This window comes from Ruminococcus sp. BSD2780120874_150323_B10 (genome assembly GCF_015553695.1).
GTDB classification, from domain to species: Bacteria; Bacillota; Clostridia; order Oscillospirales; family Acutalibacteraceae; genus Ruminococcoides; species Ruminococcoides intestinale_A.
The window spans coordinates 99,506-126,300 of the sequence record NZ_JADNHD010000005.1; the positions used below are offsets into that span (position 1 = coordinate 99,506).

Annotated in this window: 23 protein-coding genes; all 23 read right to left on the bottom strand. The window is 46.2% G+C overall.

Going from position 1 to position 26,795, the window contains the following annotated elements:
* Positions 1 to 7 precede the first annotated feature (7 nt).
* Positions 8 to 844, bottom strand: a complete 837-nt coding sequence (locus I2E21_RS04925) for a hypothetical protein (protein WP_080908666.1) — start codon at positions 842 to 844, stop codon at positions 8 to 10.
* Positions 845 to 917: 73 nt separating this feature from the next.
* Positions 918 to 1,277: a glutamyl-tRNA amidotransferase subunit A gene (locus I2E21_RS04930; RefSeq protein ID WP_014635894.1), complete on the bottom strand. Its 360-nt coding sequence runs from the start codon at positions 1,275 to 1,277 to the stop codon at positions 918 to 920.
* Between the two features lie 14 nt (positions 1,278 to 1,291).
* Positions 1,292 to 3,088 carry a VirD4-like conjugal transfer protein, CD1115 family gene (locus tag I2E21_RS04935; RefSeq protein WP_195410597.1) on the bottom strand — a complete coding sequence of 599 codons (1,797 nt, stop codon included), beginning with the start codon at positions 3,086 to 3,088 and terminating at the stop codon, positions 1,292 to 1,294.
* Positions 3,075 to 3,278 carry a hypothetical protein gene (locus I2E21_RS04940; RefSeq protein ID WP_003525217.1) on the bottom strand — a complete coding sequence of 68 codons (204 nt, stop codon included), beginning with the start codon at positions 3,276 to 3,278 and terminating at the stop codon, positions 3,075 to 3,077. The genes I2E21_RS04935 and I2E21_RS04940 overlap by 14 nt, the downstream gene beginning before the upstream one ends.
* Positions 3,279 to 3,287: 9 nt before the next feature.
* Positions 3,288 to 4,172: an LtrC-like protein gene (locus I2E21_RS04945; protein WP_195410598.1), complete on the bottom strand. Its 885-nt coding sequence runs from the start codon at positions 4,170 to 4,172 to the stop codon at positions 3,288 to 3,290.
* A 5-nt stretch (positions 4,173 to 4,177) separates the two neighbouring features.
* Positions 4,178 to 4,972: a PcfB family protein gene (locus I2E21_RS04950; protein WP_195410599.1), complete on the bottom strand. Its 795-nt coding sequence runs from the start codon at positions 4,970 to 4,972 to the stop codon at positions 4,178 to 4,180.
* The gene (locus tag I2E21_RS04955; protein ID WP_195410600.1) at positions 4,956 to 6,326 is read right to left on the bottom strand and encodes a relaxase/mobilization nuclease domain-containing protein; all 1,371 of its coding nucleotides are present in this window, start codon (positions 6,324 to 6,326) and stop codon (positions 4,956 to 4,958) included. The genes I2E21_RS04950 and I2E21_RS04955 overlap by 17 nt, the downstream gene beginning before the upstream one ends.
* On the bottom strand, positions 6,317 to 6,658 hold the full coding sequence (gene mobC, locus I2E21_RS04960) for a plasmid mobilization relaxosome protein MobC (RefSeq protein WP_015573066.1): 342 nt from the start codon (positions 6,656 to 6,658) through the stop codon (positions 6,317 to 6,319). Before mobC ends, I2E21_RS04955 begins: the two co-directional genes overlap by 10 nt.
* Positions 6,639 to 6,782: a DUF3789 domain-containing protein gene (locus I2E21_RS04965; RefSeq protein WP_074017777.1), complete on the bottom strand. Its 144-nt coding sequence runs from the start codon at positions 6,780 to 6,782 to the stop codon at positions 6,639 to 6,641. Before I2E21_RS04965 ends, mobC begins: the two co-directional genes overlap by 20 nt.
* 133 nt (positions 6,783 to 6,915) lie before the next feature.
* Positions 6,916 to 7,833 carry a DUF3846 domain-containing protein gene (locus I2E21_RS04970; RefSeq protein WP_102364678.1) on the bottom strand — a complete coding sequence of 306 codons (918 nt, stop codon included), beginning with the start codon at positions 7,831 to 7,833 and terminating at the stop codon, positions 6,916 to 6,918.
* Positions 7,830 to 8,783, bottom strand: coding sequence for a DUF3991 and TOPRIM domain-containing protein (locus I2E21_RS04975; RefSeq protein ID WP_024721691.1), 954 nt, complete (start codon positions 8,781 to 8,783; stop codon positions 7,830 to 7,832). Before I2E21_RS04975 ends, I2E21_RS04970 begins: the two co-directional genes overlap by 4 nt.
* 16 nt (positions 8,784 to 8,799) lie before the next feature.
* Complete coding sequence (locus I2E21_RS04980; protein ID WP_014635901.1) at positions 8,800 to 9,192, bottom strand: hypothetical protein; 393 nt, start codon at positions 9,190 to 9,192, stop codon at positions 8,800 to 8,802.
* Entirely contained in the window at positions 9,182 to 15,337 is a 6,156-nt protein-coding gene (locus tag I2E21_RS12240; protein ID WP_347474411.1) for an N-6 DNA methylase, read from the bottom strand. Before I2E21_RS12240 ends, I2E21_RS04980 begins: the two co-directional genes overlap by 11 nt.
* Before the next feature lie 329 nt (positions 15,338 to 15,666).
* Positions 15,667 to 16,077 carry a TnpV protein gene (locus I2E21_RS12245; RefSeq protein ID WP_308167039.1) on the bottom strand — a complete coding sequence of 137 codons (411 nt, stop codon included), beginning with the start codon at positions 16,075 to 16,077 and terminating at the stop codon, positions 15,667 to 15,669.
* A 784-nt stretch (positions 16,078 to 16,861) separates the two neighbouring features.
* Positions 16,862 to 17,545 carry a hypothetical protein gene (locus tag I2E21_RS04990; RefSeq protein ID WP_015573070.1) on the bottom strand — a complete coding sequence of 228 codons (684 nt, stop codon included), beginning with the start codon at positions 17,543 to 17,545 and terminating at the stop codon, positions 16,862 to 16,864.
* A 5-nt stretch (positions 17,546 to 17,550) separates the two neighbouring features.
* Complete coding sequence (locus tag I2E21_RS04995; protein WP_024721694.1) at positions 17,551 to 18,108, bottom strand: hypothetical protein; 558 nt, start codon at positions 18,106 to 18,108, stop codon at positions 17,551 to 17,553.
* Positions 18,086 to 18,319 (bottom strand): hypothetical protein, encoded by a 234-nt coding sequence (locus tag I2E21_RS05000; protein WP_015573071.1) that lies wholly within the window; start codon positions 18,317 to 18,319, stop codon positions 18,086 to 18,088. The genes I2E21_RS04995 and I2E21_RS05000 overlap by 23 nt, the downstream gene beginning before the upstream one ends.
* A 13-nt stretch (positions 18,320 to 18,332) precedes the next feature.
* Positions 18,333 to 18,926 carry a hypothetical protein gene (locus tag I2E21_RS05005; RefSeq protein ID WP_015573072.1) on the bottom strand — a complete coding sequence of 198 codons (594 nt, stop codon included), beginning with the start codon at positions 18,924 to 18,926 and terminating at the stop codon, positions 18,333 to 18,335.
* A gap of 9 nt (positions 18,927 to 18,935) precedes the next feature.
* Positions 18,936 to 19,229, bottom strand: a complete 294-nt coding sequence (locus I2E21_RS05010) for a hypothetical protein (protein WP_003525240.1) — start codon at positions 19,227 to 19,229, stop codon at positions 18,936 to 18,938.
* Between the two features lie 148 nt (positions 19,230 to 19,377).
* Positions 19,378 to 23,628, bottom strand: coding sequence for a SpaA isopeptide-forming pilin-related protein (locus tag I2E21_RS05015; protein ID WP_015573073.1), 4,251 nt, complete (start codon positions 23,626 to 23,628; stop codon positions 19,378 to 19,380).
* 70 nt (positions 23,629 to 23,698) lie between these two features.
* A complete protein-coding gene (locus tag I2E21_RS05020) occupies positions 23,699 to 24,403 on the bottom strand; it encodes a hypothetical protein (RefSeq protein ID WP_024721696.1) in 705 nt (234 codons plus the stop codon).
* A gap of 233 nt (positions 24,404 to 24,636) precedes the next feature.
* Entirely contained in the window at positions 24,637 to 25,581 is a 945-nt protein-coding gene (locus tag I2E21_RS05025; protein ID WP_024721697.1) for a ParB/RepB/Spo0J family partition protein, read from the bottom strand.
* Positions 25,538 to 26,362 carry a ParA family protein gene (locus I2E21_RS05030; protein ID WP_024721698.1) on the bottom strand — a complete coding sequence of 275 codons (825 nt, stop codon included), beginning with the start codon at positions 26,360 to 26,362 and terminating at the stop codon, positions 25,538 to 25,540. Before I2E21_RS05030 ends, I2E21_RS05025 begins: the two co-directional genes overlap by 44 nt.
* Between the last annotated feature and the right edge of the window lie 433 nt (positions 26,363 to 26,795).

The following is a 26,795-nucleotide window of genomic DNA, read 5'->3' on the forward strand; positions in this document are numbered from 1 at the left end:
CCTCCCGTTATAAGCCCATCATTTCACGGATAATTCGGTCGCTCATCTTAACCGCACCGACAAGCACAAGCATATTGAATACCAGTTCGCCGATATATGCCCATACCTGAGTAACGGCTGCTGCGTCAGGGTTCACTACCGGCGGCGTAGAAGCAAATAGGGAGAAGATGATACAAGCAAGTACAATTACTGCTCCCTCAAGCAAAACAGCACAGTAGCTCTTTATAAAGCTCTTACCCACATTCTGCGACGGTTCTCCGGCAAAAGTGGAAAGCGGTATCGGAGCGAGAGCCGTGTACATATACAGCTTGAAAAATCGTCCGTACACCGTCATTATCATAATGAACGACAAGACCGTGATAAACAGTCCGCCGATAAGAGTAACCGCCCACAATGGGATACTCTCAAAAAATCCGCAGCTTTCAATGGTTGTTACCATTTCAGCAGGTAAGGTTGTTTGATTGGGCGTACCGAATCCCGCAGATGTCATAATGGTTGAAATCGTACCTTGTACGATGTTGAACAGGGCAAGCATAAGCTCCAGCCCGTAGGTAATCACACCTTTGGCAATGGCAAAGCGGATAAACAGCTTTAATGCGTGTTCCGGTTTCTTTACATCGGTAAAACTTCCGCAGGTACGAACCACACCGACAACAAAAAACAAAACAAGCAAAGCAAGACCGATAGCCTGAACTGCTCCGTTGATATTCACCATTACCGACCAAATACTGCCACCTTTGAACTCCTGCGGCGAAGTGGTTAGCAACTGCCATATTTCCGATAGCTTGCTGTTCCAAGTTTCAAGGGCATTTTCGAGGTTCTGAACTACCCAGTTATCACTCATCTGTTTGCACCTCCTTTAAGATTAGGGGCATACCTGAAATGCCAGGTATGCCCCGTTTGATAACTGTGTTCTCTTAGCCGGTAATAAGGGTCAGGATTTCCTTTGCAAAGGTGATGATGATACCGCCCGCAAGGGTCAGGAAGCCGTTGGCTCTCTGAGACGGGTCGTGAGACTTCAAAGAGAGACCGACCTGAACGATACCGAAGCCAAGCAGAATAAGACCGATGGCACGGATAAGTCCGAAGATAAAATCGGACAGATTGTTGACTACGGTAATCGGGTCGCTTGCGGCAAAAGCGGTAACGCTCATGCCGCAAACAAGAGTTGCTGCTGCGATTACGGCGCAGTAAGCACGGAAGCCTTTCTGAACCTTTCCGGTCATAGGCAGCTTCTGAGTAGTTTTCTTTTCGTTGTTCTTCTTAAAAATGTTCATTGTGTTTTCCTCCGTTAAAATGAGTTTTTATTTACTTCAAAATCCTCATCGGACAGAAGCTCGTAATTGGTTTCTCCGTAGCTTTCCTCCGGAAGTTCTTCCGGGTTAATAGAAAGAACAGAAATTGATGAGTGCTTGATGGTCACTTCGCCGTGTTTATATGCAGAAGCCTTTCCATCGGTTGTAAGTGCCACATTCGGGTGCTTCAAGATGTCATACTTGAAGTCCATAACGGGTCGTTCTCCACGAATAAACAGAATTGCATATTGGTTATCAAGCATACGAACCTCATCAGGGGTAAGAAGCTCTCGACCGCTAATCTGATAATTGGTGGAGTAGTTACCGCTTCGCCCGGTACTCTTTCCGAAAGTGTTGGTATCAATGGTTTCCTTGCCGAGAAGCTCGGACACATATTTGTGGGTACTTTGCTCGTTGCCGCCGAGATACAGAAACTCGTCGCAGTTGCCGACAATACTTTCCCATTGCTTTTCAAACAAGGCTTTTAACTGAGCCAAGTTCTGCAAGATGATACTTACCGATACTCCACGAGAACGCATAACCGACAGTATCTTGTCAAAATCATCGGGCAGGCTCACATTCGCAAATTCGTCCATCAGGAAATGAACGGGAACGGGAAGTGAGCCTCCGTGAATATGGTCGGCAGCATAAAACAACTGCTGAAAAAGCTGTGTGTAAAGGATAGATACCAAGAAGTTAAAGCTGGAATCGTTGTCCGGTATCAAAGCAAACAGAGCGACCTTTTTCTCTCCGAGTGATGGGAGTTCAAGCTCGTCTGTGGTAGTTAAAGAAGCAAGACTTTCAAGGTTGAACTTTTCCAGTCTTGCCGCAAGGGTTATCTGTATGGACTTCAAAGTTTTCGCCGCACCTGAATGATAGGAACGGTAATACTTCAAAGCGATATGGTCGGGATTCGACATCTCCAATTCCGCAAACAGTTCATCAAGAGGAGAAGGTCTTGTGTCCTCCTCGTCCTCAATCGCACCGGCTCTGAGCATTTCCATTATCATTGCAAAGTTCTGTTCATCTTCGGGTGCTTCATAATGAAGATAAAATACAAGTGCAAGCAGAAGCATTGAAGCCGAGGTATCCCAAAAGGGGTCTTGTGCCTGACTGCCTTTCGGAGTGGTACTCTTAAAAAGGTTCGTCACGAGCTTTTGCACATCGTTGTCGTTCTGCAAATAGACAAACGGGTTATAGCAATGGCTTTTCTCCATTGAAATCAAATCGAGAACACGGACTTCATAGCCTTTGCTTTCAAGCAGCTTTCCGGTGTCTCTCAGTATTTCTCCCTTTGGGTCAAGAATGACAAATGATGTGTTGCACTGCATAAGATTCGGCTTGCAGTAAAACCTTGTCTTACCGGCTCCCGAACCGCCGCACACAAGGGTGTTTAAGTTTCTTCTGTGTTTCTTCGCATTGAGTCCGATACAGACATTTTGCGTCATCAGCTTGTTCTCTGAAGCCGGAGACTGTCTGTATTTTTTGTTTACGGCTCTTGCATTGCCCCATTTTGCGGAGCCGTGTTCTTCACGCCTTCGGTAATTCTTCTGTGTCGAGAAGTAAATCCCGATACCCATTCCATAGCAGAGAAGCAAAACGAGGACAGTTTTTAGGCTGTCCTCGCATAGCTCAATATGAAATGGTTCGTTGAACGCTGTTAATAGGCTCGGCAGTATTTCCGGCAATCCTCCTTTTACAGAGGGTGCAATCAGAAGTGCCAGCCATACGACCGGGATAATACCGATGACGGAAAGAATAATCGCAGACTGCCTTTCGTTATCTCGATTCACAGGAGCGTTCCTTTTCGATAACTCTGAACTTTTTCTTTGGGGCAGTTCCGACCTTGATGATAAGGTCGTCCACCGCATCGGTAGATTTACCCTCGTTCATCAAATCTGTTTTCTCGTCATTGAGAGAACGGATAATAATGCCGTGTTCATAATCGTCCAATGCGATATGATACATTTCTTCCTTCGCCATAGTCTCACCTTATCTTTCGTAGTCTTTGCTTCGTTCCTGCTTCTTCTTGTAAAGCTCATCGGAAACACGGGAGTGAATATCCGCCATTGCATTTCTCGTTTTGGAAAGCTCATAGCGAATGTCCTTCGGCTCTTTGCCGGCAAGCTTTTCAGGGATACGGTTGATAGCAAAATTCTGTGTATCGACACCGTACTTTTTGCAAAGCATATAGCCGATACAAACCGCCTGAAATCCCATATCCGCTCTGCTGTAACTGTCGCTGTTGATGGAGAGCTGTGCGTGGCCAAGCTCCTGTGCTACGCACTGAGCGACCGCTACGCTGTCTCCCACATCACGCTTTACATACAAGGTCTGTTCCTCGTTGTTATAAAACGCCGCCATATTGGGATACGGAAGCTCATTTGTTGCTTCTACTTCAACCGGGGAAGAATCCAGCATAACAGTAATGAGTGCTTTCGGGTCACGGTTGACAGTCGGTGCAGGCGGTCTCTTGCCGCTGGTCTGCGAAACATCAAAGACTTTTTTCACATTGTAGGAAATGCCGGTCGTACCGTCTCTCTTTGCATACTCGACAGGTTCAAGAATGGAAATGCTTTTTGCACCTTTCTGAATTTTCACATTATCCTTGCTCCAGTCATCAAAGTTTTTAAGCTGGCTTGCTTCGGGAAGCTGCTTAAAAATCAGAAGTGCGTTGACCGCAGAGTATCGGTCGAGACGGCTCTGCGTATCAAGGAAGGCTTTGAACTTTTCCGGGTCGGAAACGATAGCCTTTGCGGTGTCGTCCGCCATTTGATATACGGCTTCTTTTTCAGCCTTCATCTTTTCGGCGTATTCCTCTTTGGAAAGTCTGCTTCTCTGCTGTCCTGCTTTTGCAGGGGTAAAATTGTTTGTCATTGTGATTACCTCTCTTTCATATTTTTGCTTTTGGGTTTCGGCTGCTGGTGTATGGTCTGTGCCGGGGCGTTCTTGACCTCCGGCTTTGATACCTCCGGCTCTTTGCGTTCTGCTTCTTTCTGCTGCTTGGACTTTGCCTTATATCGGTCAAGCTTTGCTTTTACCGACGGCTTTCTCTGTCTGTCGCTTACAGTACCCTTATCAGTTTGCATATCTACCGGCTCGGAGTCGTGCCTTGACGGAGGGTTTTTGTCCGTTTTGGCGACTGTGGGGTTTGACTGGGAATACCCCTCTTTCTGAATAGGTTTTCTGACGGCTTCCTCAGTGATGATTTCGTTTTTGGTTTTCGTCGGCTTGTCTTTCTCCAAAGCTTCACGCTTTTCGACAGCCTTCTGAGATTCGGTAACAATCGCAGCCTTATCAACTTTACCGAGTTCAAATCTCTCAACGATTCTCTGAATTTTGGAAGCGTCCTCTGCACGGGCAATAATATCAATCGGTACATTATCGCCCTTTGTGTTTTTATCCCTGAGTACGCAGTATAGAACGCCGTAGCGTTTTGCCTGCTCGGTAAACTTCTTCAAGTCCTTGTTTGGGATAGAAAACACCTTCAGCTCCTTGCCCGACTTAATCATATTGGTAAGTCGAGCCTTGCCTTTTGTTTTCTGTTCCTGTTTGAGAACAGAGACTAATAGAACGGCAATATTCTTTGCTGCCGCTCCGCTTAATTTTGCGGCTACTTCAAAGCCCTCAAGCGATAGCCTGACGACCTGTTCTGCCGCATCACCTCCGTTTGTCATTACGGTTCTGCTCCTTTCTTTCTTGTTTTTCTTCGTAAACTCTTACCGTTTCAAGGTTGGCTTCAATGACCTTTGACCTTTCGGCTATGTCATCACAAAGACCGACCTCTTTGCGGAGAGTCCACAGTTTGCTCGTGATTGCCGCAATCTGCTCCTTGACATTTGATAGCTCATTGTCACTCAAATTTCTTCTTAACTGTTTTCGCAGGTGCGTTCTATCGTCAGTCAAGGCTTTGATTTGCGACAACACGGACTCTTTATATGAGAAAAGCTGCTCGTCGGTAGAAATGTTCTCCCGTCCAAGCAGCCTTGTCTCCTGAGTGATTTTGTCAAGCTTCAGCAAATCTTCTTTCAAAAGATAGTGAAGCCTTGCGGTATTCTGTTTTTTGTATTTCGGCAGATAACCCAGCTTATAGCAGTAATGCAGATACAGCCCATACAGTCCGCCGACCTTTTTGATTTTGTGTTCTCTTGTGGGCATTCGGTACTGCCTGACTCTTACCGTTTCTTTGGCAAAAGGAACGATGAGAACCTTTTGATTTTCCGTCAGCCTACGCTTGATTGCTTCCTCGGTATAATTCTCTCCGAGGGATTTAAGTCGTATCGGCTTCTTGTATCCTTTCGGAACAATCGTCCAATACTTTCGGCTGTCGCTGAGACAATGCTCATAGCCCATCTGCGTGAGAATATAATCAAAGGTCTTTAGGTTGGTGCTGTGTGCAATCGCTTCATCAATGGCGTCACGGGTCATTGAATATCGGCTCGGCATACCTGCTTGCTCCTGCTTATAGTAATATGAGGATTGCTTACTGCGGTTCGGGTTCGGATTGTAATACAGTCCGTACTTTTCACAGAGACGGTCGGCAACCAAGCGGAACTTGAACCACGCTTTTTCATCGCCCCATAACCGCTTGCCGTCCACAAAGGAAACGGAGTTGATTACATAGTGGCAGTGCAGGTGCTTCGTATTCAGATGAGTAGTAACCACCACCTGAAATCTTTTGCCCCACACCTCGTTTGCAAATTCCATTCCGATTTTCTGTGCCAGCTCCGGGGATATGTCCTGTTCCTTAAAGCTCAGGTAGCCGTGATAGGCTTGTATGCCGTCGTCTTTTCCGTATGCTTTTTTTACAGATATAAACTGGTCTCTTGCGGTCGCAGGGTTGCAGTTGATACCCTCAACGAAAAATTCACGCTCGGTTTTTTCTTCGTCCTTTGCATAGCTGAGAACATCACGGAGAGCCTGATACTGTTCCTCGGTGTAAATATCTGCCGCCGTCTTTTCGGGATTGGCGGCATAGTCGATTACCTGACCGAGCCTTGATGTGACCGACCACAATTTACTTACTGCCATTTCATATCGCTCTTATCGGGTCTTAAAAAAGTACGCTCCACATCAGCCTGAAACTTGTGCCAACGCTCGGCTTCCTTTTTGAGCTGCGGTGCGTCCACAAATCCGAGGGTATTTGCCTTCGCCGCAAGCTGATTGATGTTGTTGCCGATAGCAGAAAGCTCACGCATAACATCGTAAAATCTTTCGTCGGGCTTTTCTCTCGGCTCGTATCCTTTGAGAAGCAAACGGATAAGACCGCCTTCGGATAGACACGCCCGTTTTGCTTTTTTCTGCAAATCCTGAGCTTCTGCCTTGTTCATCAGAATGTGCTTTTCAATGTTTCTCTTGCTCATTTTTATCGCTGTCCTTTCTGTAAATATAGTGTCTGTCCCGGTTTATCTGAAACAGGCACATTGTTGTTACTCCGAAAAAACCGCCGATGATTAACCCGGCGGCGACCAATACTATCTCCCGCATTGCTTATGCTCCTTTCTTCTTTGGGGTATTAGGGGCAACCCCTAACGAGTGTACCGTTTTGGACATTCCTGTCCATAAATGGTCTGCTCGCTAAGATTATGCAGACACTCAGGGTTGCCCCATAGATTGACTCTTATCTCTCCATATCCTTTGAGACAGGCTTATACGGCTTTGCTTCAATACCGTCCAAGGACTTATAAAATCTCTCCGGGTATTTGAACTTTTCCTCGTACTTACGAGCCAGTTCTTTCGGCATACTGAGGAACTTTTCCGACTCAATCGGTGCGTATGCAATGAAGAACTTGCCGGCAATAATGTCGAGCATTTCACGGTTGCTGTCGTCTTTCACATAACATTTTTCAATCTTCCAACCATCCTTGCCGCCGTGTTCATCAGCCATATACGCTTCCAGTCGCACACATTTATCCGAGCCGTCAAGGGAAGAAGCATAGATAGAATATCCTCCCATACCCTCAATGAAAGCCTTATTGTTACTGCTGACAACATAGGTTCTTTGTTCCTCTGTGTAAGGCTTGTCAAAGCTGTCATCCGTAAAAACAATATATCCGGTCGTGTGGTTTCTTTCTTTTTCTGCCTGCCGGAAATGAGCTTTCAACTGCGGATAACTCATCTCAACATTCTCAGGCTCGGAATAAACTGCCCTGTTCAACGGCAAGCCGTTCATCTTTCCTTCATCGTTGCAGATGATGGCAACTTCGTCCTCAAAGGGCATATATTCTTCAATATCTCCCTCCACAAGAGACTGCATTGCTTCAAGCGTATCCTCGATTTCAATGAGCTTCGGATACCTGCCCGGCTCAACAAGAATGACGGAAATCTTCTCAGGTGCTTCTACCTTTTCAAAGGTATCCTCGTTAATATTCAAGGCGAGGGAGCTTCCGTTTTCCCAACTCATATGAATCTGTCCGGCGTCGTCAACGAATTTAACCGTTCCTTTCAGACCGTAGGGCATTTGACTTTCGCCAGCCATTTCAGTGAGTACAATCTGCGTTCCCTCCGGGTACATTTCTCTGATTTCTTTTAGTTTCATCGTGCAAAACTCCTTTCGGTTTTATCTTTTATTCCCAAGCGTTTACAAAGAAAGTCGTTGACATCTTTCCCATATTGGGGAGGGTCGTCAACGACTTCATACTTATCTGAAAGAATCGTCTGCAACGCTTTGGTCGCTTTTCTTCCGGCAATATCATTGTCCAAATGAAGAACAATTCGCCTGATTGTTTTGTCCTTTTCAAGCAGCCTGCCGAGTGTAACAGGCACTTTCGAGTCCTCGATTTTCTGCTTTGGGGAATACACTCCCGCAAGAGAAACAAGGTTAAACTGTCGCCAGTCTTTGCCCTCCAGCTTCATCAAAGTTGCATAGGAAAGCAGGTCAATGGCACACTCAAAAAGATGAACCTCTCCGGTGTTCTCGGCAGTCAGGCGGAAAGAATATTGCTTTTTGCTTCCGGTGCAGTCGCCCATAATTCTTGATTGATTTGTTGCTCTGTATGCGGCGTATTTAGGTTCTTTGTTCTCGTCATAGCCGATAAAAACAGCATTATGATATGGGAGCGACTCGATGATTAGCTTCTGTTCCAAGCAGTAGTTGATAATTTCATAATCAATCCCACGCCCGAAAAGATAATCAAATACCACATCGGTAGTGGGGCTTTTTTCAGGCAGAAGCAAAGGCTGGTTCTCATAACTTTTGATGTTTTCACAAGTCGGAAAGCTGACTGAACCGTTTCCCATAATGGTCTGAACCGCCTCCACAAAATCCATTCCACGGACTTTGATAAGGTAATCGAGGGCAGATTTGCCCCCGATACCTCTCGACCACCACATCCATTTGCCGTTGGAAATCTTCAAGCTGTCGTGGGTTCTTGTGGTGTAGGTGTTACTTGAAAATTTAACAAGCTCGCCCGGTTCATACTCTCTAAGATAGGTTAATAAATCCATTCGTTTGGCTTCGGTTATGACTTCCGGTGCAATATACGGCATAATTATCACCGCCGTTCTACATCAGCAAATCGGCAACCGCTTTCTGTATCGGTTCGTTGATACTGAGCTTTGCAATGATAATGAGTATCTTATCAACAGGGCAGCCGATGTCATTCCAAACAGTCCAAGCACCTCCCGCAAGGTCGTCGTTTTCATACAAAGCAATGATTTCTTCCGGCGAAAACACCGTTTCAATGCTCTGTCGAACCAACTCTCCGTAGAAAGAAAGCTTTGCATTTCTAAGGGCAAATTCTGCTTCCTTTGCGGGCGGTTTGCTTCTTTTCAATTCGAGATATGCTTTATCAAGTCTCCTGACCACAACCATCATCATTGCGTCAAAAGGGTTAATGATTGCTTTTCTGCAAGGGCAGTTTTCTCTTTCCTTATCGGGTGTCATTTTATCGTTCATAGGTTTTCTCCTTTCGTGTGTTCGGCACTTCGCCCTCATCGGGTTCGCCGCCGACAATTTCGTTTTCTCGCTTATCCATATTGAGCAAGATATTCAGCTCGTCCAAGCGGGCAAGCTTTGTCTTTAGTTCTTCCTCTTGGATAAACGGTTTTTGGACTTCTTTCTTTGCGGTTTCCAACTGATTTGTGGTGTTCTCAAGGTCATTTTCCGCAAGCGACAAGCTCTCGGCAAATCTCTCAATGCCGTTATCAAGACGGATAATATTGCCGTGTGCGTCATCACCGAGAGGAACATTTCTGCTTGTCGCACCTTTCAGTCGAACCTCATAATTTCGCTCTGCGGTATTAAAAAGCAGTTCCGTTTCAAACCCTCGGTACTTGCCGAGAGGAATAGGGTCGGGGCTGTTCATCTGCTTGCAGGCTTCAATGATTGCTTTACCGGCGTCGGCTTTTTCGGAATAAAAAACACCCTTAACCTCCATACCGACAAATCGGTCGTCCGTTGGTTTCGGGTGCTGTTTCGCAGTTTCTACATCTTGCTTCAATCCTTCAATACGGTTTTCCAAAGCTGTAATTCGCTGCGGATAATATTTGATTATCTTATCTTCCAAAGCGTATTTTTCAGATAGAAAGTTGGATTTTAAGAGCTTCAGCTTTTGAACTTGAATGTCCAAATCCATCTTCTCCTTAATATACGGGTTGCCGGTGGCAAGCATTTTAATCTCTGCATAGGAAAGGGCGGTTTCATCAATATCCTCGGCAGAACGCACCGGGGATTTGCTCGTCATAATCTGACTGGCGAACTTTTGCTTTCCCTCTACAAGCTGATAGAGATATGCGTCAAAGGTCTGCTCCGTTACATAGCGGTAAATATCTACATCAGGATTTGAGTTACCCTGACGGATAATTCGACCGGAACGCTGCTCCAAGTCTGACGGTCTCCACGGGCAATCCACATCGTGAAGTGCGATAAGTCTGTCCTGAACATTCGTGCCGGCTCCCATCTTTTGCGTAGAGCCGAGAAGCACTCTGACCTCGCCTTTACGGGTCTTTTGGAACAGTTCTTTTTTCTTCACATCGGTATCTGCTTCGTGGATAAAGCGGACTTCGCTTTCGGGGACACCACGCTCTATGAGCTTCTTTCTGATGTCGTTATATACCGAGAATGTTCCGTCATTCTTTGGAGTTGAGAGGTCGCAGAACACAAGCTGTGCCGATTTTTTATCGGCTGTTTCCTCCCAAATACGGTAGATGTTATCGACGCAGGCGTTGATTTTACTGCCCTCAAAATCAGGCAGCATATCGTTAAGCATACGCTGGTCAAGTGCTAACTTCCTGCCGTCGTTTGTAATTTTAAGCATATTATCTACACTCGAATCTACACCGCCGCCACGGACTTTCTCGGCTCGTTCCGCAAGGGAAGCAACCATCTCTTTCTGCATTTCCGAAGGCTTGACCGCAACATTGTGGAAGTGTGCTTCCGGCACAGGCAGTTCCAGCATATCCGCCGTCTTGATGTCGGCGACCTCCTTAAACATCGCCATAAGCTCCGGTAGGTTGTAGAATTTCGCAAAGCGGGTTTTCGCTCTGTAACCCGTTCCCTCCGGGGTAAGCTCAACGGCTGTTACAGTCTCTCCAAAGGTACTTGCCCACGAGTCGAAGTGCTGCAAGTTGTTTTTGACAAGCGTGTTGTACTGCAAGTATCGCTGAATGGTATATAGCTCCACCATACTGTTTGAGATAGGAGTACCGGTTGCAAATACCGTTCCTCGACCGCCTGTAAGCTCGTCAAGGTATCGGCACTTCATAAACAGGTCGGAGGATTTCTGTGCTTCCGTTTGAGCGATACCGCCCACATTACGCATTTTGGTGTAAAGATAGAGGTTCTTGTAATAATGACTCTCGTCAATAAAAAGCCTGTCCACACCGAGTTCTTCAAAGGTAACAACATCGTCCTTTCGGCTTTGGTCGTTGAGCTTTTCCAGCTTTTGTTTCACGGACTTTTTAGACTTTTCAAGCTGTTTAATGGAGAAGTTTTCTCCACGGTTTCGCTTCAAATCCATAATACCGTCTGTCAGTTCTTCAAGCTGCTGCTCAAGAATTGCCCTCTGTCTTTCAATGGACATCGGGATTTTCTCAAACTGAGAATGACCGATGATTACGGCGTCATAATCTCCCGTGGCAATTCGACCGCAGAACTTTTTGCGGTTCTTTGTCTCAAAATCTCGCTTTGTCGCTACGAGAATATTCGCCGCCGGATAGAGTTGTAAGAACTCCGCCGCCCATTGCTCGGTTAAGTGATTTGGCACTACGAACAGCGACTTATTGCAAAGTCCCAGTCGTTTGGACTCCATAGCGGCGGCTACCATTTCAAAGGTCTTGCCCGCACCGACTGCGTGTGCTAACAGCGTATTACCGCCGTACAGAATGTGTGCAACCGCATTTTTCTGATGTTCACGGAGTTCGATTTCCGGGTTCATACCGTTGAAAACAATGTGGCTTCCGTCGTACTCACGGGGTCTTATACTGTTGAACTTTTCGTTATACATCTTCGTGAGTTTTTCTCGGCGGGCAGGGTCAGCCCATATCCAGTCCTGAAAGCCCTGCTTTATGAGTTCCTGCTTTGCCTGTGCGATTGCCGTCTCTTTTTTATTGAGAACGGCTTTCTTTCTGCCTTCCTCATCTTCGATATAGTCAAAGATTCGGACATCTTTCAGGTTCAGTGTTTCCTCAATTATCTTATATGCGTTGATGCGGGAAGTACCGTATGTGCTGTACGCTTTTACATTGGAACGGTCGTAGCTCTTTCCCTCAATGTTCCATTCGCCGGTAAACTGAGAGTAGTGAACCTTGATATTCCATTGTGCATAGCGTGGGGTGTCGAGAAACTCAAACATAAACTGTTGGAATATTTCGGGCGGTATCCAAGTCGCACCGAGCCTTACGGAAATCTCGCTTGCCGTCAAATCCTTTGGCTGCACCTTTTCAAGTGCCTGCACATTGACGGTGTAATCTTCGGGATACAGTGCCGCAGACCTTTTGGCTGTCGCCAGCTTCTCACGAACATTGCCCGACAGATATTCGTCTGCCATCAGATACTTCGGCTCATAGGAATTACCGTACTCATAAAGGGGATTTAAGAAGATTACACCCTTTAAGTCAGCGAATAATTCCTCCTCACTTTTGCCGGACAACTCCATCATATATTCCATATCAATGGCTGCTTTTTCGCCCATAGAGACAGCGAGAGCCTCGTCTGCGGTGTCAACCTCCGTTACCGGCTTGTGCGGTTTAATCGTCCTTTTGAAGAACATATCCGCCTTGCGTTCCAGTTCGCCATCTTCATTGATAACCTCAAGAGCGGAGAGCAGAGCATAGGAGCTGTCGTCGGAAAAGGCAGAAGTATTGGCACGGCTGTTAATCAGTCCGTACTTCTTTGTAAAGCTGTCATACAGTGTGTTCAGCTTATCCTGTGCCTGTTTGATTTCGCTGTCCGGGTAATCCTCGGTTTGCAGTTCAATCAAGTTACGGACGCAATCTCTTATCCCAATCATACCCTTAATGCGGTTCTCAGCGGTTGCAGATACCTCCACCGGGGACATACGGGAGTTCTCACGGAAATAGATTTTATCGTCTAAAACAGTGTAAGAGAAGTTCCTTACCATAGGGTCTGCCGGGATAGAATTATCTTCTTCCTCCAGTTCGTCGGCAACCTCGTATTCGGAGATTTCTCCGTGAATGTTTGAGACTGCTTCGTTCAAAAGCTCCGAAAGGTCGGCATTTTCAAACGGTTCACAGGTTGCTTCCGGTCCGAAGCGACCGCTTACCATTTTCATTTCGCCGAGTATCATTTCCGGGTGCTGAACAAAATATGAGTTCATCCTTATACCGTTTTCGTCGGTGTCAAGATGAACCCAATCCGGCTCAATATCTATGAGTCTGTCTCGCTTTTGCAGAAACAGAATATCGGATACGACCTCTGTCCCGGCATTACCTTTGAAGGTGTCGTTCGGAAGTCTGATTGCTCCGAGAAGCTCCGCCCTCTGTGCGATATATTTACGCACATTGGAGTTTTCCTTGTCCATAGTTCCTTTGCTTGTCACAAGAGCCATCACACCGCCGGGGCGTAACTTATCAAGCGATTTTGCAAAGAAATAATCGTGGATTAAGAAATTGTACTTGTCGTATCGTTTATCGGAGACTTTGAAATCTCCGAAAGGCACATTGCCGATAATGCCGTCAAAGAAGCTGTCGGGGACATTTACTTCCTCAAAGCCCTGTGCCGCAATGGAAGATTTCTGATAAAGCTGCTGAGCGATACCGGCTGAAATGGTATCAAGCTCAACACCGTAAACCTTTGCGTTTTCCATTGACTTGGGCAGCATACCGATGAAATTACCGATACCGCAGGACGGCTCAAGCAGGTTGCCCTCCTGAAATCCCATCTGTTCCAACACCTTGTAAATGGCGGTAGATACTTCGGGCGGAGTGTAAAATGCAGTCAGTGTGCTTTCTCTTGCCGACGCATATTCCTCCGGCGTCAGGATGTTTTTCAGCATTGCATACTCTGTATGCCAAGCTCCTGCTCGTTCGTCGAAGGCTTCGGGAATACCGCCCCAACCGACATATCTCGACAAGATTTTCTGCTCGTCAGGTGTTGCAAAACGGTTTTCGTTTTGACAATCTCTCAGGACTTTTATTGCTGCATAGTTTCGGTGGAAGCGTTCTTTCTTGTTCACTTCTTCAACCTGATTATTGGCAAGGTCAAAGTTGTGTCGTTCGGACATAGGAATATCCGGGTGGAGGTCAAAGCTCTTTACTTTTGACTTTTTCTTTTGCTCCCAAGCGGGGACAATCGGTTCAGGCTCTTTGTCGTAACCGTTGCCGATACGAACACCCTCGTTATACATTTCCTCATCGCTGTCAAAACCGTTTTGAGTAGCAACGATTTCTCTGTAATCCTCAATCGGTACATTCCCGATATTTGTTGCCACCATATCAGCTCTTTCAGTGTTTTCAATAAGAGCTTCCATTGTGGCAGAGGTACAGTCGGTCAAATCCGGTGTCCTGTGAAATTCTCGGTCTGCGTCCACAAACCATTCCGTACCTACATCGGCAAGCTCCTGATTTGCAATGCTACCGAGATAATCAAAGAAATCCTCTGCCGAGTCATACTCCCGTGCGACTTGCTGTATCTCGTCAAAAGAAAGAGTATTTGTAACATACTGACCTCCGGCATTGCTGTCGGGGTTATAGTACATCCAAGTTACACTTTCATTGTCCCGGTCAATAAAGAAGGCGTCGTCATAACCGGTTTTCGGACTGAAATCCGGTACGGTTTCAGTATCGTTTTGAGCTTTATTTTCGCCTGTAACGGTTTTTTCTTCCGCCGGTAATACACTGACCTTCAAGTGGTCGTTCATCGGATTTTCACGCACTTTGCGGTCAAATTCTTCCCTTGAAAGTTCCTTGTTGAATAAGGGCATATCGAAGTCATAGAGCATTACACGGTTTTCATCAAAGGACAAAATCTCATACTGAGAAGCCCCAATATACACGCTGTCGCCGAGATGATATTCATACTGCGCTTCCGGCTCGTCCTCTTTGTTTTCAGGTTCAGGCGGTGCGGTAGAAAGTATCTCACGGTTTTTTCTCTGCTCTGCAAGCTCGGCTCGCCGTTCTTCCTGCTTTTCAAGCCATTCAGGGTACTTTTCTTTTTCCTTTGGGTTTAGGTATCTGTCCATACGGATAAGGTCTCCGATACGCTTTTCCACCTGAGACCAAGAAAGAGTAATGTGCGGCTTGTCGCTTCCGATACCTTTTGAAATTGTGATACCTTTTCCGTCGTGCTGTTCGTCAATGCCTGCACCGATGATGACCGGATAAGAGCCGCCCCAACCGTATTCGTTTTTCAAGAAGTCGGCGTTCTCTTTTGCGGAAATGCTCTTTTCAAACTGCTCATAGATACGCATTTTACCCTCGGAAACTCCGCTTCCACGGGTCAATACAGCGTCTATGATTTCCTGAGAAAAAGTAAAGGCAGAGGTTTTTTGTTCCTCTGCCTGATTTCCCATAATGAGAGTCAACTGACCGTCCATAGACGGAATCGGTTTCATTGTATCGGTCAATTCTCCCAAAAGTCTCATTGCTTCAAAATGCTGTGCGATAACGCCCCAGTCGTAGAAACTCTGAGCGGTTCTGTTTTCGTATTCACCCTCCCACAAGTGGAGGACATTCTGAAATGTTTTGTATCCCACAAGCCTGCCGTCGTTTAAGGTAAGCCGGGTGTAGTCGTTATTGAAGATACCCTTGATATATTCGGTACGGGTCGCATTGTCCGTATTTCTCTCATAGAAGTCTTTGATTTCTTCCTTTGAAGCGGACAAATGCGGGGTAGTACCGAGTATCTCTCGGATAGTATCATCGCCACCGAAAAACGGCAGGCTCTTGTCCTCGTGGTTTCTGTCGTAATACTCTAAGCGAATATTACCTGATTCTTCACGATTTCCTGTGCCGAGTTCCTGATGTTGTTCATCAGGCGAACCCACTTCATCATATCTTCCGCTTTCATCTGCTCCGTCAGCCCGGCTTTCTGTGCCATCTGCTTCACGAGAGTTTCCTCCAGTTCGCTGGCTCTCTGCTGAACCTCCGCCAAGTGACTGTTCAGAATCCCTTTCGTCAGAAGATTGTAGTACAGGATTTTGTGATGTTCCTTCAGATAAGTTCTCCTCATCTGCGACCATCTGCCGAGAGTCACTTCCGTCTGCTCCGGCAGTTTCAGGTTCGGAAGATTGTAATCTCCCACCATCGTGTATGTGATTTCGCTCATCGCTTTGACTCCTTTCGTCTTTGATGTCTTTATTGTATTCGGATTGCTCCTGTTCATCAATTATGCGATTTTCCTTGCTGAGCGTGCTGATTGTTCTGCTGACAGGGAGCAACGCCATTTCTGCAATGTCGCTTGTAGCAATACCCACCGCATTGAGAACTTCCTGTGAATTAAAACTTGAAATACCGGCAAAGTCATCGGGAGAATAGACCTTGTCTGCGTTCAGTCCCAATCGTGCCATAACCATATATGATACGCTGTTTCTGACAAGCTCCAAATACAAGGCATTTGCTTCGTCGGCAGACAAATACTCAATATCGCTTCCTGCACCCAAACTCATAAAGTCGGAGATATAGTCTGCGATGTTATCCTCAACGGCATTGGCAATGCTCTCTTTGACGACATTTTCAATACTCGTTGTATCGTTTACCGCACCGAAAGTATTTTCAAGTGTTTCAATAACTTCTGCTTCATATTCGGGTCTCATCTCCCAAATCGGAACAGGGCGGGAATGTCGACTTTCGTGGGTGTCCGATATATCAAAGTAATGAATCAGCCTTTGACGGCTTCTGTCTGTGTCCTCAAATACGGCAATACCCTTTGCTCCTCGGTTTACCCAGCGACCGAAAGTACCGTTCCATCGTTCGATTTCAAGCACGGCTGTTGCGTCGGGTCTTTGGGCATAAATGAGAAGCTGTTCATCAAATCGGAGCCTGAAATTTCTGCCTGCTGTTTTCAGAAACGATTGCCAGTTTACCGGATTGTCTGTAACTGCAAAACAGGTTCTTTCATACAGCTCTGAAATCAGGTCAAATTTTCTTGCCACCTCGTCTGCACCTCCTTATCGTGTTTTTTCTTTGTCCTTTGCGGATTTCGTGTTTTCTTTTGCGGCTGGTTCTACGGTATGACCGTTTCTCTCGCAAAGCTCGGCAAATTCGCAGATATGGTAGAGATTTGTGCCGACCTCCAAATGGTAGTCGTCGATATATCTGCAAGTTCTCTCCATTGTTTTGCCGTCGCCGAGCTTGATTGAGATTTTTTCTCCGTCCGCAATGCGAAACTGCTCCTGATAGTGCGGGTTGATAAATCGGATACCTCGCTCAGCGTTTTTCAAGTGGGCATTTAGCCACTCTTTCTGATAGCAATAGCAGTACAGATTGTACTCGCCCCTGTTGGGGTTAAATCTCATAAGATAGCTGTACTTTCCCGTATCAAGACGGATGCCGTAGTGGTTGCAGTCATCATTAAAGGAGCTGTCGGGAGTGGAATAACAGTAAGAGGACATAGCCTTTCTGCCGGACAAAACATCGCCGTCACGCAATCCGTTTATGACTTCATCAAATTCAGCCTTAAATTCATCGGTTTTCAAGTCTTTTCTGAAATCGTTCCAAGTCGTCCAAAACTCGTTCCCGTTAGAACCGAAGTCGGCTCTCAAATATCCGATAAGACCGGTCTGCATAGAGAGCTGCTGACTTTGGCTGAAGGTGTATTTACGCTCTGCTTCGGTCAATACTCTGTAATCCATTTTCATCACCTCGCTTGTTCGTTTGTTTGTCTTTGCTTTGGAATAGGAAAACCATAAACTCCGGCAATGTCATCGCCGAGCCTTTTGGTAACTCGTGTGATGTCGGCTCTTGTGGCTTTTCCGTTATAGATTTTATCTTGCAGATTTTCAATCTGCGTATCGGTAACACCGTCTTTGAATACACGGTAAAGATAATGGTTTGTACCGTCGTGATGAACGGCGTCGGCACGAAGGTCGCCGTACTTATCCACATACCATTCGTTGTAATCGGTATCGGAATAAAGGCAGTCCTTAATGTTGCCGGAATCAATCATCTTGTAGCCCGACACTCTGCCGTTCCATCTGCCGAGGTCGCCGATAACAATAATCGGCTGTGAAAGCTGAATATTGAGATTTACTCGTTCATCATAAAGATTTTCGGCATTGGATTTTACCATAATGTCGTAAAGCTCATCATCGGAATATCCGGGATACAGTTCCTCCAAAGACTCTCGCCAATCATCAAGGTCAAGGCTAATGTCGCTCCAAATGATATGGCGGTCATTCTGTTCCTGCCTGCTCATCAGTGCCACCTCCCAAATAAGAGAACAGCTTATTGGCTTTGGTCTGCTTCTGAAACTCGATAATCAGACTCATATCCGGAATAGTGATACCCGGAATTTTCAAAATGCTCTCCATGTCGAGCTGCTGCAATTTCTTTTCGGTATTGCAGCCTGCGTCAAACAGTTTCGTCAGAAGCTTTGTCTTTTGCTGAAAAGTGAAATTTTCCTTCATTGCTTTGTCCTCCTTATCGTTCTTTGTCTTTATTTCGCTTCTTGTTTGAAAGCTCTTGTGCCTTTTCCTTTGCCCATTCAGGCAGACGCTCAGGCTTTATTTCGCCCATAACATCCATTCTTTCATATCGGGTTGATTTGCCGGTGTGAAGATTGGTACAAAACACGGCACTTCCACGGCTGTTTGCCGACGCACCGAAACCACCTGTAACATAGTAGAGCTGTCTGTCGGCTCTCTGAAATTCAGGCTTTAATACCTTGGGGTCAATGGCTATGATTTTGCCGTTGATGTCTTTGGAATAGTGGTCGGGGATACAGTCGGCTTCTGTTATGAGTGTGATTGGAATATCCAGTTTTTCGACCTGTTCCTTGAAAAGCTCCGCTTCATTTGCCACACGGCTTCCGAAAAGGTGTACGATTTCGATATAGTCATCGCTTACCATACATTCCGAACACAGTTCAAACAGGTCGTTTCGCTCTGCAAAGCCGCACATAAATTTATCGCCGTTTGTACTTTGCTCATTGGAAGCCAAGATAACTTCCTTTTCGCCCACATTGACCGAGCAAAGAACAGTGTATTCACCGATTTTTCTTTTTCCCTCGTTCATATCCACACCTCAGCTTACTTCAATCACAATTCTGATGTTTCCGCAGTCGCAGCCACTGCACTGCCTTGACAGTTCGGGAAATAGGGATTGCACTCTCTGTCTTGCTCTGCGGATAGTCTCAAAGCACGGCAAGCCGTAGCCTTTATAGTTGTTGACTATATCCTCAAGCGGTAAATCTCCGACTCTCATATAGCTGTATCGGTTGTAATAGCAAAGGATAAGCTGCATATCGTCATACCTCGTTTCGGGGCATTCTCTGAGTATTGCAAGCACCTTGCTGTCAACCGTCTTTTGCTTATTCATAATGCACCTCCGTAAAAGAACGGTGGGCGAAGTTTTCACTCCGCCCACACAAGCGTTCCTTATTTCTTTCTGTTCTTAATCTGCAAGAAGATAAAGCCGCCGATAATAAAGGCGACTAATACAACTGCTACGATTGTTTTAGCGTCCATTACTCATTGTCCTCCTTCTTCTTTTTTCTGTACGCAACAACGGCTGTGCCGACAATACCGAGGGCAGAAAGTCCCGCAAGTGCCGTCCACAAGCCCACATTGCTGTTATCTCCGGTCTTTGGTGTATCTCTCAGCTCATTGTGCATTTCCACAACGGTAGTAGAACCGACCTTTACGGTTGCAATCTTATCCGCAGGAAGCACATAGGAAGCAGAAACACTATCCTGAACCTCGGAAATGGTGTAATCGCCGATACGAAGTCCCTCGATAATGATTTCGCCGTTCTTATCGGTCGTGAAGCTTCGGTCGTAACCGTTTACTCCTGTAACTCTGAAAGTGAAGCCTTCAACCTTACCGTCAGAGGAAGTTTTAACGATTTTCAGGTTTCCTTTCATAGCTGTGTTAATAAAGCCGACGCCGGCTTTGTTTTCTACCTCGTAGGTGGTTTCATCTTTTTCAATGAAAACAGAGTACACACCCTTATCAAGCTCAAAGCCATCCGGTGCTTTGGTTTCTCTTACAAGGTATTTTCCGTAAAGAAGTTCCTTCATCTCGTAAATACCGGTAGAGGTTTCGGAGAGAGTTCCGATAAGCTCGTCGGCGTCATCCAGTTTACCGTCGCCGTTTACATCTTTGTAAACCTCAAAGGTCGCTCCTGTCAGCTTGTTGTCCGGGTAATCTTCATCGACCTTAGTCAACTTGATATTGCCGTGAACATACTCATTGACGATTTCGACCTCAATGACCTGAGCGACCTCGGAGATTTTAACTTCATAAGAAGTTTCATCAAGCACGAAGCCCTCCGGCTGCTCGATTTCTCTTACAAGCCAGTTGCCATACGGTACTTTCTCAAAAGAAAAGCTACCGTCTTTTTGGGAGGTAGCAGTCATCAAAGCATTTTCTTTTGTAAATTCGGTTTCATCAGCCTTAAACAGACCGATTACAGCACCTCCCAGTGCTTCGCCGTTTTCGGTAATCTTCTTACCGGAAACAGAACCGTAAATGAGCTTGTTTTCAATCGGCTTGCCGTCATTGACCGCAATCTCAACATTTGCGGTATCCTGACCGGCATAGCTGAAAGTGAACGGATACTTGGCGTCGGTAAGGATATAATGCTCATCGGTGGCAAGTTCCTTTACATAGTAGCTTCCGAAAGGAAGGTCGGTTTTGATAACAGCCTTGCCGTTCTCGGAAAGTGAGATAATCTCAATCAGTCCGTCTGCCGGAATAGAAGTACCGCTTGCAGAAACAAGTTCTTCTGCGGCGAAAAGTCCGAAGCTGATATTCTTCATTTCATCGCCGTTGCCGATATTGAAGATGTCGTTCTTTTCAATAGTCTTTTCAAGACTTACCGCTACTTTCTGCCTGTCGTTTACAAAGCTTGTGGCGGTTTCGGTTACAGACACTTCCTGACCGGCATAAGTCAGCTCAACATCGTGAGCTTCTTTGTTGATGACCATACCCTCCGGTGCAGTAATTTCAACCACCGTATATTTTCCGAGATAAAGCTCCTTACTCTTGGCAAGTCCGTTTTCATCTGTGGTAACAGTATCTACTACCTCGCCCTTTGCATAACGGAGTGTACCGTCGGGAGTGATAATATCTTCTGCTGCGCTAATCTCATAAACTGCACCTGCAAGACCTTTCACTTCATAGACAGGCTGATAAATCACATCGGCGTTTTCCACGCCGGAGATATTTACCCCTGAAAACACCTCGCCGGTCTTTTCAATGCTGACTGTACCTTTCTGTGCCATATTAGGCTTATCGACCTTAATCACGGTAATACCACCCTCATCGGAAGAATGTTCCTCTGCCACATCAAAGTACACCGGTGTGCTGTCAAGCACATATCCGTAAGGAGCCTGAACTTCTACAAGAGAATATCCCTTGCCGTATTCCAGTTTTTCCGGTGTCACAAGCTGTCCGTTTGCGTCGGTGTAGAAAGTATCAATCGTTGTCGGAGTAGGATAAGTGAAGGTCATTGTTACCTGATTGCCGTCAGGGTCAAAGATTTTGAAGCCTGCACCGGCATAAGGAATGTTTTTACCGCTTTCTGCGTCCACCTTGACAACCTTGATATAGCTTTCAAAGTTTGCGTTGTTGATAAGATAGCGGTAGGTCTGTCCGTCCTGAGCAATGAACACATCAAAGTTCTTCATCAGCTCACGACCTTCCCAACCGGAGGTCTGATGAACGGTATATACGCCGTAAGGCATATCCTTTGTCTGCCCGAAACCGTTTTCATCACAGACAATGACATCTCTTTCATCTTCTTCTGCTGCGTCAAAACTGCCGGAAGATTTGAGATAGATTTCAAAGGTTGCTCCGTTTTCCGGTGTTTCAATCTGAGTTTCGCCGTCATCGGTGTGCTTGATAATGGCGATATTGCCTTTCATAACCTGTTCGGTAACATCATTTGCTGTCTGATTGTGTTCCACCGTATAAAGCTGCGGTTCAGCACCGACCTTGTGAACAGTCGTATCAAGCAGATAACCCTCGGACGGCGTGATTTCACGGATTGTCCAGTCATTATCACAGACATATTCCTTTGTGGTAAACTGCCCGTTCTTATCCGTCACATACTTGTCCACAAGGGTTTCGCCTTTATAGATACCGTAAACTGCTCCGGCAAGGGTAGCGTCGCCCTGCGGTGTGCCTTCCTCTCGGTCGCTCTTTGTTACGGTTACGCTGAACTTTTTGAGAATGTTCGTGAAGTTTCTTGTGGTTACTTCTTTCCAGTTAATCGGTGCGGTCTGATTTGCAGGCACAACATAACGGATTGCGGTATCCACTTCCTCAATGGTGTATGGGGTAGTGCCGCTGATAAGCACATCATCAAAAGAAGCAACACCGTTCTTATCTGTCACGGCATACTCATCGACAGCAATACCGGAAAGAGATGTGCCGTAAAGATGGAAGGTAACGCCCTCAACCAAGTTATCCTCAGAAGATTTGATGACCTGAAGATTACCTCTTTTGAGAACATTATTGAAATTGACCTTTGACACCTGACCGGCAACAACAGTTACTCTGTGAACCTCCTGCGGAACATATTTGTCGATAGACTGTTCTGTTACCGTGTAAACACCGGGCATAAGGTTATCCAGTTGGAATTTACCGCCGTTTGCGGTTGTTACAGTCTGATTGACACCGTTACCGCTTATGGTAAACTGAATGCCGTCAACCTTTCCGTCCTCACTTGTCTTTACAATCTGACAAGAGCCGTAGCTTACCTTCATTTTGACAAAGCCGCTGACAGGGTCACTGACCTCCTGAGCATAAGTGACCACATCCTGAATGCCGTTTCCGTTCTGATGGATACCGTCAGACCATACGACAACACCTCTGCGGACACCGTTCTTTTTTGCGGCTGTGATGGTAAATTCCTTGCTCGGAGCTTTCTCCATCGAAACAGTCAATTTGTTTCCGCTGACAGAGAAAGAAACCCCGTCAATGTTTGCCGAGAAGTTGTAATTGCCAAGCACACCGTTTGTATCGGTGAGAGTAGCAACATACTTGCTTCCGTTCCATTCAAGCTCGTTTACCTTTGCAGAACCGCTTGACCTTGTGCAGAAGCTCGGCACTTTGGTGTGATTCTGAACACTTGTTACCATACTGTTGTAGTACGACAAGATTTTACTGCGGAGTGGGTGTGCAGTGCTTACACATTCAAGCACGGCATTGTATCCGCTGGTAGAAACGTGATTAAAGCCTGCGTCTCTTTCTCCGACAATCGTTTCCCAAATCAAAATCTGAGTGGCATAAGCGTGTGCGATGCAGTTTGCGTCGCTTTCATTCTGCGACTTCCAGCTTGTCGAAATACCTCCACGGTAGCCGTACTGCAAGATACGACCGATAAGCAGGCGAATGTCATCGCCGGAAATCGTTCCGTTCGGGCTGATGTTATTAAAGAAGTTCTCGTCCTTTTCGGTGAGAGTATCTCCAGTCCGCTGACCTGTACCCGGTTCAATACAGTAGGCAATATTGCCCGAATACGAACCCATTGCACGAAGTCCTGTATATTTTGTGGACAAGCCTTTCCAACCGTTCATATAGTTGAGATTGCCGTGTCCCCATTCGCCGTTGTTATTGGTATCTCCGCTTCGGGGATAATCGACGAGGTACACATCGGCTTTTTCTCCTACGGCTGCAAAGGCTGTCGTTGCCCCAATGCCCGTAAAAGCAGTAAGGCTCATAACCGCCGCCAACATAAGCGAGACGGCTTTCTTGAATTTTGTTTTAACCATTGCGTTTTCCTCCTTGAAATGCAAAAACGCACCGATTTTACTCAGTGCGTCCGCTTAAAATTATTTTGTTTTAGCAGTAGCCGATATAGATGTTGTAATCCGTATCGGATAGCTTTTCTGTCCATATCCACACAGCGGTAAAACCCTCGCTGTTCTTGTATCGGTTCAGTCTGCTTTCAATATCAGACTTGATACCGCTTCGGTTAGGATTTGCGGATATGGGGTTGTCCCAACATTCTGTCGCCGTGATGTCAAGAGAAAGCCCTATGCTTACCGCATACTCTTTTGCGTAACTAACATAAGGGCTGACATCGAATGTCTGCTTGTGCGGCTCTGTCGGTTTCGGTTCTGCCGGCTTTTCAGTCGGTTTTTCAACCGGCTTTTGTTCGGCAGTTGTCTGTTCTTTTGGCTGTTCCGTTTGTTTTTCGGGTTCAGCCTGCGTGGTTGTCTGCTTCGGTGGCTCTGCCTTTGGCTTTTCGGTTGCAGGAGTATCAGCCGTTTTTTCTTCCGCCGGTTTTGTCTGAACAGTCGCAACCGTCTGCCTTTCAGCGGTTGATTGGCTTTCTTCTGCCGTAATCGGTGTTTCTTCCTGAACTGTCGTGCTTTCCGGTTCTTCTGCCGTTTCTTCCTGAGAATCTGTTTCGGTATTACCAGCCGGAAAAGAAGTCTCTGTTTTCGTAATCTCCTGTGCAGCTTCTTTGGCTGTGTTACCGTTACAACCTACGAGGAAAATCATCAGGCAGGCAAGAACACAAGGTATCAGCCTGTTTTTCATATCCATCGCTCCTTTCTGCCTTAATCGTAATCAAAACCGGTCAAAACATCAAAGGTGCGATTGGCTGAACTTTTTATCGTAGCAGACATTTTGCTTTTGCTCCAAATGTGCGAACCCTTTTATAGACAGCTATATGTTATTAGAGATAGATATACTCAAGGGAGATAGAGTATATTTTTCAGCAGGTTAATAGCCGGTATATATAGGGGTTAGAGTGTGAGAAAGGGGGAAGGCTATCGGCTGTCACGGTCGGCTCTGCTTCGCAGAAACTTGTTGTAATGCTCCAATGCCTTGCACACAAAATCCTCCGTTTGGCTTATGGGAATATTCTTCGGGATAAGCTGTCGAACCCTATCGCCCCTCAAAACAATTTTCTCCCTTTGGTTTGGTTTTTCCTCCGACATAATCGCTTGGATTGCTTCGGTTGTGAGCTTGCCCTCCTCAAAGAACTTTCGCATACGGATTGTTTGGTCGTGGGACGGGGTTGCGTCGTTCAGGTCGATTTCATCAACCACATCACGCTGACTGTCCTCATCGAGAAAAGACAATTCAACCGCCGGTCGCATTTTAATTCGCCCCTCATCAACATATTCCAAAAGTTCGGGAACAAGGTTTGTAAGGCGAATATATCTGCGAACTTGGGTTTGACTGTCACCCGACTGCTCTCCAATTAGTTGTGCTGTTTCTTTTCCGCTTGACTTCCAACCCACTGGGTCGGAAGTTAGGTCTGTTCTTTTGCCTTGTCTGCTCAATGCTTCCAAACGCATTTTGTAGGCATAGGCTTTTTCCGAGGGAAGTATCTGCGACCTTTGGTAGTTGCTCTCAACCATTAAAATCGTGGCTTCGTCTCGGTTCAGTTCAACGACCTCACAACGGAGAGTATCAAACCCGGCAAGCTCACAGGCTCGCTTTCGTCTGTGTCCCGATATGAGTTCGTATCTGCCGTCCTCTTTCTGCCTTACCGTCGCCGGAGTGATTACCCCTCGTTCCTTAATACTCTCAATGAGCTGTGCCATATCCTCGTCATCACGCACCTTAAAAGGGTGGTCGGGGAAATCGTCAATCTCAGTCAAGGGAATATCTCGGATTTTTGAAAGTTTTTCTTCATCTCTCTGTTCCTGCGTCGAGAATAAGTCATCGAGCTTCGTGAGAGTGAAGTCGCTCTTTCTTCCTGCCATCGGCTAACACCTCCTTTGTAAATTCGGTGTACGCTTTTGACACCGTGCTGCCCGGTTCGTAGGCAAAAATACTCTTGCCTTTGGAAGAAGTCTCTGCGGCTTTTACGGCAATCGGGATATATGTTCGATACATCTTGATTTGACTACCGAAGTTCTCTCTCAGAGCTTCTACCGTGCTTTTGGCGAGGTTGGTACGGCTATCCACCAAAGTGAGAAGCATACCGTCAATCTTTAAGCCCGGATTGATACGCTTCTTAACTCGTGAAATGGTCTGAACAAGCTGCGTCATACCTTTTGCCGGTAAATACTGAGCCTGAACAGGAATTATTACGCTGTCTGCCGCAGATAGAGCATTGATTGTTACCATTCCGAGGGAAGGCATACAATCTATTAAGATATAGTCGTATTTCTCCTTCACTTCGCTGAGATAGTTTCTCAATGCCGTCTCTCTGCTCATTGCGTTGACAAGGTTAAACTCCATTGCTGAAAGCTCAAGGTTTGCCGGAATAAGGTCAACACCTTCGTCGTGGTGCAGAATACCGACCGTAGGGTCATTCATCGTTTCATTTATGACATCTGTGAGTTTCGTTGCAAGCGTGATACCCAAGTTGTCTGTATCCTGCCAACCGAGACAAGTGGTTAAGTCGCCCTGTGGGTCTGCGTCTATGAGCAGCACTTTCTTTCCCTGCATTGCAAGACCGACGCCGAGGTTTACCGTAGTGGTCGTCTTTCCAACTCCGCCTTTTTGATTGCATATCGCAATCGTTTTGCAGTTCGACACTTTGTGCGTCCTCCTTTCGTGAAATTCATAGCCATCGCAGTATGGCTATGTACTTGACCGGCTCATTTCCTAACCGGTCGGGCAATATTTGTTCTCAACACCCCTTGCCGAGCAATAAGCTCACGGGAAGTCACTAAGGAACAGACTGCTAATCTGTATCATAGGAATTTCACCTCTGCCGGGTACTCCGCCAGCTCCGTAGAGAAGTATCATTATCCTTCTGACTGTCATCGCCGTAACAGGGGCAACCTGTTACCTATACCGGGAGTTCTCGCTGTTCTGCAATGCAGAAGTCACGGCGTACCCGATAAGGTGGCTAAAATCATCAGAATTAAAGTCTTAGTGAATGGTTTATTCAGTTGTCAAAATACAAGTGAAAGGGCTGACCTTTTCGTGGCTCGGAATTAACCCCTTCACTTGTTTGAAATGGGAG